This window comes from Poseidonibacter ostreae, assembly GCF_009208075.1.
GTDB classification, from domain to species: Bacteria; Campylobacterota; Campylobacteria; order Campylobacterales; family Arcobacteraceae; genus Poseidonibacter; species Poseidonibacter ostreae.
Window position 1 is genome coordinate 1 of record NZ_WFKJ01000030.1, and the last position, 12,560, is coordinate 12,560.

The following is a 12,560-nucleotide window of genomic DNA, read 5'->3' on the forward strand; positions in this document are numbered from 1 at the left end:
ATATAATAAAAAAGCATTGATACTTCTTTACTAGACCATATTATATCATGTGACAATTCATCTCTACTTTTACTTATATTAACATTGTTATTGTACTTATTAATAATTTTTTGAGTTGCTTGAACTATTGAATCTTTATTTGTATTCAAAATTAGTTCATGAAACAAAGCATCATTATTTGGAACAAAATAGCCTTTTTGTGATTTAATTATAGCAATTAAAAGTGAAACTTGCCAAGAGTGCCACTCAATTTTATCTAATTTTGAAGATGGTTTATTTACATAATCTAAAGCTTTAAAAGATTCAAATACATTTTTTGCAGCCTTTGATAAAGATAAGGAGTCCATTTGCTTAATCTTTTTTGGTAATGCAATATTATTAATATCTAATGATATTTTTTCATTATTAGGTGTATTTTCTTTTTGAACAACACTGTTATTAATACTTTTGTTGTTTTTACTACTATTAGCATTATTATTCATATTAAATAAAATCACTAGAAGAGAAATAGCTATAATTAATATTATAATTATACCTACTATTAAAAGTGTACTCATATATTTTTTCCTATAAATTCATAATTATTTAGTATCATATATTTGTCATCACAGCAAAGAGATGGAATATTTATATACTCTTTATTTTCAATTTTAAAACTTGACCCTTGATGATAATGACCTTCTATAATTATATCAGTTTTATAATTATTAATCCTTTTAGTAACTAAGCTTTTAAAGTTTTCAATCTTATGACAAATATTTTTTCCTAAAAGAGATGCTTCAATTTTTCTTGAAATAAAATTATTAAAATCTATACTATTTAAAAATTTCAATAAAATAGGATTTCTAATTATTGAGCAATATAAGTCATATTGCCAATTTATAAAGTTATCTCCGTGTGAAAGAGCAATTGTTTTATCTTTATATTTTCCAAATAGTGGCTGATTTTCTCTTTTTATAACTTTTATATTTGGAAAAAGTTTTTGTAAATTGTAGTCATGATTTCCCTCTAAATAAACTATTTCTATGCTCTTAGATAATTTATTTAGAAGTTCTATTACAGATTTATTTTGTCTTATAAAGTATTTACTTTCCCCTGATAAAAAATCAAAGTTATCACCCATCAAAATAAGTTGAGACGTTTCAAGCTCTTTACTTTCTATCTTAAGTAAAAAGCTTGAAAATTGAGTATTTTTTAAATTGTAGTGAGAATCAGCTATAAAAATAGCATTCTCTTGAAGATTAAGGAACATAAGCTATTTTTGGTATTCCCTCATTTTCTTCAAAACCACACATAATATTTGCATTTACAACAGCTTGTGAAGAAGCCCCTCTTAGTAAATTATCAATTGATGAGTTAATAAAAAGTGCTTTACCATTTCTTGCCACAAAAATATCACAAAAATTAGTACCAGCAACCATTTTTAAATCAACTGGTGTTTTTCTAACTCTTACAAACTCATTATTTACATAAGTATCTTCTAAAATCTTTTCAACATCAATCTCATCTTTTAGTGTTGCATAAACAGATACTAACATTCCTCTTGTTACTGGAAGTAAATGTGGTACAAAGTTTATTTGAAACTCTTTGTTTTTTACTAATTTTATTTTTTCTTGAATCTCAGGCATATGTCTGTGTTTAAATGGATTATAAGCATGAGAATTTTCATTTAAATTTACAAAATGTGCAACTTCACTTAACTTTTTACCAGCTCCACTAACACCAGATTTTGCATCAATAAAAATTTGACTCCCCTCTTGGATAAAATCAACAAAAGGTAATAAAGCTAATAATGTTGCTGTTGGATAACATCCTGGGTTTGCAACAAGTTTAGAGTTTTTTATCTCTTCAGAATAATACTCAGGTAAGCCATAAACTGAATCTTTGATATGTGCTTTATCTTCGTGAGGACAATAATGCTCTTCATAAGTATCAAGCTCTAATCTATAATCAGCAGATAAATCAACTACTTTTACATCAAGTTCAAGTAACTCTTTTGCAAAAAACATTGATGTTTTATGTGGAAGTGCTAAAAATGCTAAATCAGCAACTTTAGCTACTTCTTTTGCATTAGCTTTAGAAACATCAATATTTACAACATCTTTTAAACAAGGGTGTAAATCTTGTACATTTTCTTCACCTGTAGAGTTTGCAATATACGTAATATTAAATTTTGGATGAGTCAATAATAGTTTTATTAGTTCTAAACCAGTGTAACCACTAGCTCCAATAATCGCAACATTCATTATATTTTTAACTCCTCATATCCAATAGTTAAGATTTCAAAAGTTTTAACTCCACCAGGAAGTGTTGCTTTAATTTCATCACCCTCTTCTTTTCCTAAAAGTTGCTTAGCAAGTGGAGAATTAAAAGAGATTAATCCTTTATCTGCATTAGATTCAACTCCTCCAACAATTGAATATTTAAACTCTTCATCACTGTTTACATCAACTATTTCAATAGTTGATCCAAAGCTTACTCTTGTGTGTGGAAGTGTTGTTGGATCTATAATTACAGCTTTTGAGATAATTGCTCCAAGTTCTGCTATTTGTACATCAATTAGTTTTAATTTATCTTTTGCTGCATGATATTCTGCATTTTCTTTTAAGTCTCCTAATTGTCTAGCTTCATCAAGTTCAATTACCGTTTCTGGTCTCTCTTTTGATTTTAAGAAATCCAATTCACCTGTAATTTTTTCGTATCCGACATTTGTCATGGGCTCTTTATCCATCAACATCTCCAATCATTAATTTATGATATAATAGCGAAAATTTTTAAAAGAGTAGTTTAGATGAAATATGATAGAACAAAAAAGCTTTTTGGCGATGAAACATTTAATCAATTCCAAGACACAAAACTAATATTATTAGGTGTTGGTGGAGTTGGAAGTTTTGCTTTAGATGCACTTTATAACACTGGAATTACAAATATTACAATTGTAGATTTTGACACTTATGAAGATTCGAATATGAATAGACAATTAGGAAGTGTAGGAAATATTGGACGTATTAAAGTTGAGGCTTTAAAAGAAAAATATCCAGATGTAATTGCAATTAATGAAAAAATTACACCTCAATGGATTGATGAATTTGATTTTTCATCTTATGATTATATCTTAGATGCAATTGATGATATCAAACCAAAAGTTCATTTAATTCAAAGACATTATAAAAAAGTTATCACAACAAGTGGAAGTGCAAAAAGGATTGATCCTAGTAAGATTGAGTACAAATCAATTTGGGATACTTTTAATGATCCTTTTATTAGAAAAATAAGAACTGAATTAAAACAAAAAGGATTTAAGAAAAAATTTAAAGTAATTTTTTCATCTGAAAACCCAAATTGTATAGAAAAAGGAAGCTTTGAAGCAGTTACGGGTTCATTTGGTTTAATGATGGCATCTGTTACTGTACAAAAAATACTTGCTAAAATGAAAAAATAACTTAAAGTTACTTAAAGAATAAAAGATATATAATAAATAACTTAAGAGAAAAAAGGATTAATATGAGCGGAATTAGTGGTAGTGTTGAGCAAATGACACAAGCTCACTTGAGAAATGTTCAACAATTAGCAGTATTTTACACTGGTCACGATAATATTTACGCTATTAATATAGCAAAAGTAAAAGCTTTTATAATTACTGAAGAAGTAGCTATAAATGATACTCCTACTGACTCTGATATTATTGCAGGAATTGCAACTATTAGAGGTGAACCAGTTACACTAATCAATTTAGATGCATGGTTAGGACGAAAGCCATTAGCTGTAAAAGAATATAAATTAGTTATATTTTGCGAATTCAATCATAAAAAAATTGGGTTTTTAGTAAAAGATATGCTAGATATTGTTGAAAAAACAACTGATGACTTAAGACATACGGAAGAAACAAACTCTAAAATTACATATACTACATATGTAAAGGTTCACGAAAAAGACGAACTATGTACAGTATTTAATGCTGAGCAATTATTAAGAGATATTGGTTGGACTGATGATGGGGAAGATGATATACAAAAGTATGTAGATGATAAATTACACTCTGATAAAGTAATTCTTGCAGCTGAAGATTCAGGAGTTGCTAGAGAAGTATTAAACAGTTTCTTCAAAAAAACTGGTGCAAGATTTGAAATTTATACAAATGGTACACTACTTTTAAAAAGAATAGAAGAACTTAATCCAGAATCAATTGGTATGGTAATTACAGATATTGAAATGCCAGGAACTGATGGATATCAAGTTGCTTCATTTATAAAAGCGAACTCTAAATATGAACATATTCCAGTTATTGTAAACTCTTCAATGACAACAGAAGCAGTAAGAGGGAAAATGGATCAAATTGGAGTTGATGGATTTGTAGGTAAAACTGATATTCCTACACTATTTGAATTAACTAGAAAGTTTTTATCTTAATACTTAAATATCTTAAACTAGAAGAAAATCTTCTAGTTTATTTTTTTCTAATCTATTTTTCTTCTAACCACTGTTTAAAATTTTCTATTTGTTTTTGTGTTTGAATTGTTGATGTTCCACCAAGAGAAGTTCTTGCATTCATTGAGTTTCTTAAATCTAAATACATTACAATCTCTTCATCAATATCTTTAATTTCATCATTAGATTCTCTAATTTCTTCAACAGTTAATTCGCTAATATCTTTATTTAAACTATTAGCCTTTTCAACTACATCTTTTGTAATATAATATGCTGTTCTAAAAGGCATATTTTGTTTTTGAACTAAAAAGTCTGCTAAATCAGTTGCACTTAAGTGCCCTATTTTACAAGCATTTTCCATTTTATCTACATTTACAATCATTGTTTTAATAACTTCATTTAAAATCTTTAATGAAATTTCAATAGTTTTAACAGAATCAAAAACACCTTCTTTATCTTCTTGAGTATCTTTATTATAAGCTAATGGTAAACCTTTCATAACTGTTAAAAGTGAAATTAAGTTTCCATAAACTCTTCCTGTTTTACCACGTAAAAGTTCAGGAACATCAGGGTTTTTCTTTTGCGGCATAATTGAAGAAGTAGTAGCGTATTCATCACTCATTCTTATAAATTGGAATTCATAAGATGACCATGTTACAAGTTCTTCTGAGATTCTTGATATATGCATCATTGAAGTTGCTATATTAAATAAAATCTCTAAAGCAAAATCTCTATCAGAAACTGTATCCATAGCATGAGCAGTAGGAGCTGTAAACCCTAACTTATCAGAAGTACTTTGACGATCTATATTATGTGGAGTTCCAGCAAGTGCAGCTGAACCTAAAGGTGAATAGTTATTTCTTTCATAAGAGCTTTCAAATCTTTGTAAATCTCTTTTAAACATATTTGCATAAGCTAATAAATGATATCCAAAGTTAAGTGGTTGAGCATGTTGTAAATGAGTCATACCTGGAATTAAAGTTTCAGTATGTTTTGATGCAACATTTACAAAAGTATCCACTAATTGTTTTAATAAATCTTTAATACTTAGAGATTTTTCTTGTACATATAATCTAAAATCTGTTGCAACTTGGTCATTTCTACTTCTTGCTGTATGAAGTCTTTTTCCTGGTTCACCTATGATTTCTGTAAGTCTATTTTCTACTGCCATATGAATATCTTCATATGCAAGTGAAAATTCAAATTTCCCTGATTCGATTTCATCTTTTACTTGTAATAATCCATCTTCTATTAATTTTTGTTCATCAAATGTAAGAACACCTTGTTCGCATAACATTTGAGAATGAGCAATTGAACCTTTAATATCTTGAGAGTAAAGTTCTTTATCGAACATAATTGAAGCATTAAATTCATCTAGAATTTGTGCATTTGTATTTTTTAATATTTGATTATTTTGATTTGACATCTGTTTTCCTATGTTGTAATACGCTTAAATTTCGCGTATTATAACATAAGTGATATTATTTAAAAGCAGACATATCCATAGGGTCTTTTTTTGCTATCTTTGAATATTTTTTTACTCCAATTAGGCAGTTTGTAAAAAACATTAGATTTGAAATAATAAAAAGTATTGAAGCTAAATAAATTAAAGAATTAATAAAATAGCTTAAAACAAAAAATAGTATAGAAGCTGAATGAAAAAAGAAATGATATTTTATATTTTTTTCTTCAATAAACTCTCTTATTGTTGGAATTGAGAAATGTCCTTTTGAACTTAAATGAAACCATGACAAAAATGGAATAATTTTATAAACCATGCCTTGTAATAGAGAATATAAAAAACCAAATGCAAATACAACTGCCAATATAAAACTTGATTCAAAAATATCAAATAACCATAAAACCATAGATAAAATAAACATAATAAGTGAGAGTTTCCAATACCATAAAGTAATATCAAAGACTGGTCTCTTTCTATTATTTAATGACTTTAATCCAAAGTACGAGTAAGTTATAAATATAAACACAAATAATACTTTTAAAATAAAGAAATTTATTTTAAAAAAGAAAAAGAAAAAGCTTAAGAATAAAAGAAAAAAGATAAATAATGGCATTTTATTTTGTACAACTTTAGCGAAGTCTTGGGCTACATAAAACATAGGAATAACTTGAAAAGATACTCCAATTATAAGTAAAGCAGCAAAACCAAAAGATGCAAATAAAATATGAGAATTTAAAAATACAGTATAATTTTCACCCATATTACCACTCATATGCGAAATACCTAAAAACAGTCCAAGAAAAAATGTAAGTAATCCTGAAACAGAAAATAGTCTCATAGCTTTTACAGTTGATGTTAAAAATTCAACTTTAAAAAGTAGTTTTATTGTAATTGAAAAAAAGAATAAAAAAGCAATTGATAAAAAAAGTACTCCAAGATGTAAAAGCATCTTTATTTCAAAAAAGAAAGAAGAGCACAAACCTAAAGTTCCAAGTACTAAGCTTGTATGCACTACATTTCCAAATAAAAGTGGTCTTTTTATCACTGAACCTGCAAGAACTGGCATCATTTGTTGCATTGCTCCAAATATTATCATTGATAAAATACCTAGAGTAAATAAATGAACAGCAGCAATTGCAGCATATGAATATTGATTTGAAACTTCAACAAATGGAGTAAAAAGAAAAAGAAGTCCTAAAAGCACTCCAAAAATAGGAGCACTTAAAAAGAATTTTATAGGAACATTAATAGGTGGAGCTTGCTCTAAACTTAGGCCTTGATTGAACATATATATCTATATTGCTTTCATGTTATCTACAACATCACCTACAATATCACCTAAGTGACTGTCTGCCATAGCGTATAACATTTGTTCTTCTTTCATATTATGTTGTTGCATTAACATCATTAAACTTTCACTTACACCAAAGAAATGATTCTTATTTGTAGCATTTACATCCGCTTTTAAATCTTCTAAAAGACCTCTCATTTGGTCATGTTCCATTCTCATCATAGCAGTTGGGCCTTGAGTCATTCCTGTTTTGTTTTCAAAAGCTGAGAACATAACTTTCTCTTCCATATCAAAATGATGTAGTAAATCTTCAGAAAATTTAATTAGTTTAGAGTTTGCATCTAGCCAATCTTCAGATGCTACAGCATTTTCCATGCTTGCAAACTCTTCGTCACATGCTCTATGATCTTGTGTTAAAAATGATGATATTGTTTCCATTATAATGCCTTATTTTTGATTTTTTACATTATATTAAAAACAGTAAGTATATAAATTGATAACAATCAATATAAACTATTGATTATCTTTGTTATTAAAAACTTTATTTTGAATATTATATTTTTTACAAATAAACATAAAGAAAAAGAAAATGGAAGTATGAAAAACAACTAATAAAAATATAGCTAAAAGAGGAACACCTAAAAGTTGGTAAGACCAAGTATAAGACCAAACCCCAAAGTAAATAGTAATAATTTCACCAAAAGTTGGTAATATTGCAGATATAAGAATAAGCATAAGAATTTTACTCTTTAAAGTATCAATTTTTATTAGCCTTAAGATATTTTCTTCAATACGATAAAAGAACATAAAAGTTAAACCCCAAGCAAGTGGTAACCAATAAGGAAATTGCCTATTACTACTTAAATCATAATAAAGCCAATATCCATTTTCAATTCCCCAAACTTCAGCACAAACTCCTAAAAAACCACTTATTAAAGTCCCAGAAAATAATATATATGCTTTATTTTTCTCAGGATTTATTCTTGTGTCCTTATAAAATCTATAAATAAAAATACAAAGTAATAAGACTAAAAGCAAAAAATCATACTTATGAAAATAGCCAATAATAGAACCTATTATAAGTAATGAAATAAAAGGTCTAAAAGAAATTAGTAACAGTTTTTTTAACATTTATTAATTTTATCTAAAAAACTATGAAACAATAATTTTAATAATATTTGCAAGAAGCATAAAAACTAAAACAATAACTAATACTTTTTTAATAAACTTTTCACCACCTTTAATAGCATAATGACTCCCAGTCCATGAACCAGCCATATTTGCTAAGGCCATAGGAAGAGCAATCATCCATAATACTTTTCCAGCAGCAACAAAAGCAATTGCTGAACCTAGATTTGTAGCTAAGTTTAAAGGTTTTGTTGAAGCTGTTGAAACAATATAGTCTAAATGTAAAAACTTTTTCATTGAAATTGTCATATAAGTTCCAGTTCCAGGTCCCAATAAGCCATCATAAAAACCAATTGGTGCAGTTGCTAAAACTATATTTTTATTATTTAATTCAGTTTTTTCTTCTTTTATATCCTTACTTTTCTTTAATAAAAAGAGTAAAGCTATTGGAATTGATATCAAAATAGCCCAATTAATAATCTCATCTGATAAAAACATAACTAATTCACTTCCTATATAAGAAGCTATTAAACATGGAACAATAGCAATACTTACAACTTTTAAAGATATTTTTTTACTAAGAAAATATTTTATAGTAGCCATTGTAACACCAAATAAACTTGCCATTTTATTTGTTGCCAAAACAAAAATAGGAGGAATACCACTTAATAGAAGTACAGGGACTTGAACCATTCCCCCACCACCTGCAATTGAATCTATATAACCTGCAATAAAACCTGTAATTATAAAAACTATGATCCATGTAATAGTAATATCTTGTAAAAATTCCATTTATACTCTTTTAATTTTTTGCAATTATAACTAAAAGTTCAAAATATTCCAAAGAATAAGATATAAAAAATAATATTTAGACTATTGATTTAAAACAATATATTACTATTACTTTTCTAGTATAATTATAGTAACTATAACTATCAAGGTTCAAATAATGCTTAGAAATATATCAACTAAAAAAAGATTACTAATTAACTTAATTTCAAGTCAAATAGGATTCGCTTTAATAAGTATAGTTGCAATATTAAGTGACTATAAAATTATTGCAATTATTACTGTAAATATTTTCTTTGCTATTATAACTACATATTTAGCAATACACTCCATGAATAGAATTGTTGGAGGTATTGATAAACTTAAAAAATATATTGATAATCTTATGGATTTTGCTTTTTATAAAACAAATCGAATTAAAAAAGCAGAATTTATTAATGATGATGATATTGGATTAATTTTAAAAGAATTAAATTTATATGTAGATAAATTTGATACGATGAGAAAAAATGACATGCATGTGCTTGGAGAAGTTGTAATTGCATTGAATAAAGTTTCACAAGGAATTTATACTTCTAAAATACATACTAATTCTAACAATTTTATGATTCATACTCTAAAAATAATAGTAAATAAAATGCTTGAAACAACAAATGAAAACATGCAAGAATTAGTTGATATAATGGATAAGTATACAAATCAAGATTATCGAGATCAAATGAAAATAAACCCTATATTAAAGGGAAAAATGCTTATTACAATGGAACAAATAAATAAATTAGGAAAAGAATTAAATGATAGTGCAAAACTTAATTTAAAGAATGGTACTAAATTAGAATCAAATTCTATTAGTATGCATAAGTCAGTTGAAAACCTATCAGTAAGAGCAAATGAACAAGCTGCGTCTTTAGAAGAAACAGCAGCATCTTTAGAAGAAATTACTTCCATTACACAAAACAATAATGAAAATGCTATAAAAATGGCAGACTTAAGTAAAACAGTAAAAGAATCTGTTACTTTAGGAGAAAAACTTGCTAGTGATACAGCAAGTGCTATGGATGAAATAAATCAAAAAGTAACTTCAATAAATGAAGCGATAAGTGTGATTGATCAAATAGCATTCCAAACAAATATCCTTTCATTAAATGCAGCAGTAGAAGCTGCAACTGCAGGTGAAGCTGGAAAAGGCTTTGCAGTTGTTGCAGGTGAAGTTAGAAACCTTGCAACAAGAAGTACACAAGCGGCAAAAGAGATTAAAATCTTAGTTGAAAATGCAACTTTAAAAACAGATCAAGGTAAAATGATATCAGATGAAATGAGTAGAGGATACAATAATTTAAATACACTAATATCTCAAACAATTAATATTATTCAAGACGTAAGTGTTGCTTCAAATGAACAGTTAACTGGTATTAAACAAATCAATCAAGCAATTACAATACTAGATAAAGTAACACAAGAGAATGCAAGTGAAGCTAGCAAGGTAGCAGACTTTGCAGATGAAACTCTTTTAATGGCACAAATTTTAGTAGATGATGCAAAAAATAAAAAAGTAAACTAGGATAAATAATGGGAAAAGAGATAGTTTTAGATGATTTTGCCTTTTTAGTAAGTGAAACTGATGAAAAAGGAATTATAATATTTGCAAATGATGATTTTTGTAAAATTGCTGAATATGAAGTTGATGAATTAATAGGACAAGCACATAGTATTGTAAGACATAAAGATATGCCAAAAGCTGCTTTTCAAGACTTATGGGACACTGTAAAAAAAGGTGAAATTTGGAGTGGATATGTAAAGAATGCCACAAAATCAGGTAACTATTATTGGGTATTTGCAACAGTTTTTCCAACTACTACATCAGATGGAAGAAAAGGTTACTTATCTTGTAGAAGAAAAGCAAGTATTGAAGAAATTAATGAACATATAATTCTATACAAAGATTTAAAAGCAAAAGAGAGCATATAATTATTCTTTTGCTTTTTAATTTTCTTATTAAAGCACAAGTAAGTCCTACAAAACAACTTCTAAAAATCATAAAATCTTTTTATGAAAATATTTATTTTATACCCTAATCAACTTTTTAAAAATATAGAAAAACTTAACAATACCAAAGTGCTATTAATAGAAGAGCCACTTTTTTTTAAACAATATGACTTTCATATTCAAAAGCTAGTTCTTCATCGTGCAAGTATGAAATTTTATGAAGGGTATTTAAAAGAACATAATATTGATATTGAATATTTTGAAGACGAAACTTACCTAAATAAGTATCAAGATGAAGAAATTTATGTTTATGATTTATTTGATGATTATTTAGAAAATAAAGTCTATAAAAACTTTACTAATATTAAAACAGTTAAAAACCCTAACTTTATAAATCCAAATGATTCAAATAAATTTATGCATAATTTTTATAAAAATAGAAGAAATGAACTAAATATTTTTATGGAAAATGGTAAGCCACTTCATGGCAAGTATAGTTTTGATAGTGAAAATAGGAAAAAGCTTCCAAAAGATATAAAAATACCTGCAACATTTAGCTTTGATAATAAATATGTAAAAGAAGCAAAAAATTATTGTAAAAAGTTTAAAACTCTTGGAGTTGTAAATGAAGATTTTTATTATCCTACTACTTTTGATGAAGCATCAATCCAACTTGAGTATTTTATAAAAGATAAATTTGAAAACTTTGGAGATTATCAAGATGCAATAACAAAGCAAAATAAAGAGTACTTTTTATTTCACTCGAATATTTCAAGCTCATTAAATATAGGTCTTATAGATTTAAAAGAATTAATAGAAAAAATAGTAAGTGCAGATGCTGCATATAATGCAAAAGAAGGTTTTATACGTCAAATAATAGGCTGGAGAGAGTTTATGCTAAAGATTTATCAAAATGATGGTGTAGCTTTACGTAATTCTAATTTTTTTGAATTTAAAAATGAAATTCCTCTTAAAATATTAGAAGCTAAAAGTGGGATTACTCCTTTAGATGATTGTATAAAAAAACTAAATCAAAGTGCATATAATCATCATATAGAAAGACTAATGATTTTAGGAAATTTATTTTTATTACTTGAAATAAAACCAAATAGCGTTTATAAGTTTTTTATGAAACATTATATTGATGCTTATGATTGGGTAATGGTCGGAAACGTATATGGAATGAGTGGGTTTAGTGATGGAGGAAGTATCACAACTAAACCATATATTTGTAGTTCAAATTATATTATAAAAATGAGTGACTATAAAAAAAGTGAAGATTGGAGTCCTATTGTAGATGCTTTATATTGGAGATTTTTAAATAAATATTCAAATAAGTTTGCGCAAAATCCAAGAATGAAAATGCAAATAGCACTTTTAAATAAAATGAAAGATGAGAAGCTACAAAAGCATTTAGAAATAGCCAATAATTTTATAGAAAATCTTTTTATTACAAAATGATATATTTTTAAGTGT

General features: G+C 26.8%; 13 protein-coding genes and 1 pseudogene. 5 read left to right on the forward strand and 9 right to left on the reverse strand.

Annotation, left to right across the window (positions count from 1 at the left end; genetic code table 11):
* The 4 genes from GBG18_RS09960 to greA form a co-directional block, all read right to left on the reverse strand.
* On the reverse strand, positions 1 to 557 hold a 557-nt coding region (locus GBG18_RS09960; RefSeq protein WP_152190709.1), incomplete at its 3' end, for a hypothetical protein.
* Positions 554 to 1,252: a UDP-2,3-diacylglucosamine diphosphatase gene (locus GBG18_RS09965; RefSeq protein ID WP_152190711.1), complete on the reverse strand. Its 699-nt coding sequence runs from the start codon at positions 1,250 to 1,252 to the stop codon at positions 554 to 556. The genes GBG18_RS09965 and GBG18_RS09960, both read right to left, overlap by 4 nt.
* Positions 1,242 to 2,246, reverse strand: a complete 1,005-nt coding sequence (gene argC / locus GBG18_RS09970) for an N-acetyl-gamma-glutamyl-phosphate reductase (RefSeq protein WP_152190712.1) — start codon at positions 2,244 to 2,246, stop codon at positions 1,242 to 1,244. The genes GBG18_RS09965 and argC overlap by 11 nt, the downstream gene beginning before the upstream one ends.
* Positions 2,246 to 2,731 (reverse strand): transcription elongation factor GreA, encoded by a 486-nt coding sequence (gene greA / locus GBG18_RS09975; protein ID WP_152190714.1) that lies wholly within the window; start codon positions 2,729 to 2,731, stop codon positions 2,246 to 2,248. Before greA ends, argC begins: the two co-directional genes overlap by 1 nt.
* Before the next feature lie 60 nt (positions 2,732 to 2,791).
* On the opposite strand from greA, the gene GBG18_RS09980 reads away from it, so the two are divergent.
* Both GBG18_RS09980 and GBG18_RS09985 read left to right on the forward strand, forming a co-directional pair.
* Positions 2,792 to 3,442, forward strand: coding sequence for a tRNA threonylcarbamoyladenosine dehydratase (locus tag GBG18_RS09980; RefSeq protein WP_152190716.1), 651 nt, complete (start codon positions 2,792 to 2,794; stop codon positions 3,440 to 3,442).
* Between the two features lie 62 nt (positions 3,443 to 3,504).
* Positions 3,505 to 4,410, forward strand: coding sequence for a chemotaxis protein CheV (locus GBG18_RS09985; RefSeq protein WP_152190718.1), 906 nt, complete (start codon positions 3,505 to 3,507; stop codon positions 4,408 to 4,410).
* A gap of 52 nt (positions 4,411 to 4,462) precedes the next feature.
* On the opposite strand, the gene argH is transcribed toward GBG18_RS09985, so the two are convergent.
* From argH to GBG18_RS10010, 5 genes are all read right to left on the reverse strand, one after another.
* The gene (gene argH, locus GBG18_RS09990; protein WP_152190720.1) at positions 4,463 to 5,854 is read right to left on the reverse strand and encodes an argininosuccinate lyase; all 1,392 of its coding nucleotides are present in this window, start codon (positions 5,852 to 5,854) and stop codon (positions 4,463 to 4,465) included.
* Between the two features lie 55 nt (positions 5,855 to 5,909).
* Positions 5,910 to 7,178, reverse strand: a complete 1,269-nt coding sequence (locus GBG18_RS09995; protein WP_152190721.1) for a hypothetical protein — start codon at positions 7,176 to 7,178, stop codon at positions 5,910 to 5,912.
* 6 nt (positions 7,179 to 7,184) lie between these two features.
* The gene (locus tag GBG18_RS10000; RefSeq protein WP_152190723.1) at positions 7,185 to 7,619 is read right to left on the reverse strand and encodes a hemerythrin domain-containing protein; all 435 of its coding nucleotides are present in this window, start codon (positions 7,617 to 7,619) and stop codon (positions 7,185 to 7,187) included.
* Positions 7,620 to 7,694: 75 nt separating this feature from the next.
* Complete coding sequence (locus tag GBG18_RS10005; protein WP_152190724.1) at positions 7,695 to 8,312, reverse strand: hypothetical protein; 618 nt, start codon at positions 8,310 to 8,312, stop codon at positions 7,695 to 7,697.
* A gap of 21 nt (positions 8,313 to 8,333) precedes the next feature.
* Positions 8,334 to 9,101: a sulfite exporter TauE/SafE family protein gene (locus GBG18_RS10010; RefSeq protein ID WP_152190726.1), complete on the reverse strand. Its 768-nt coding sequence runs from the start codon at positions 9,099 to 9,101 to the stop codon at positions 8,334 to 8,336.
* 988 nt (positions 9,102 to 10,089) lie between these two features.
* Here GBG18_RS10010 and GBG18_RS15775 point away from each other — a divergent pair.
* From GBG18_RS15775 to GBG18_RS10025, 3 genes and pseudogenes are all read left to right on the forward strand, one after another.
* Positions 10,090 to 10,659: pseudogene (locus GBG18_RS15775) on the forward strand (methyl-accepting chemotaxis protein); the annotation flags it as partial.
* Between the two features lie 8 nt (positions 10,660 to 10,667).
* On the forward strand, positions 10,668 to 11,066 hold the full coding sequence (locus tag GBG18_RS10020; RefSeq protein WP_152190730.1) for a PAS domain-containing protein: 399 nt from the start codon (positions 10,668 to 10,670) through the stop codon (positions 11,064 to 11,066).
* An 81-nt stretch (positions 11,067 to 11,147) separates the two neighbouring features.
* Positions 11,148 to 12,545, forward strand: a complete 1,398-nt coding sequence (locus GBG18_RS10025; RefSeq protein ID WP_152190732.1) for a cryptochrome/photolyase family protein — start codon at positions 11,148 to 11,150, stop codon at positions 12,543 to 12,545.
* Positions 12,546 to 12,560 lie beyond the last annotated feature (15 nt).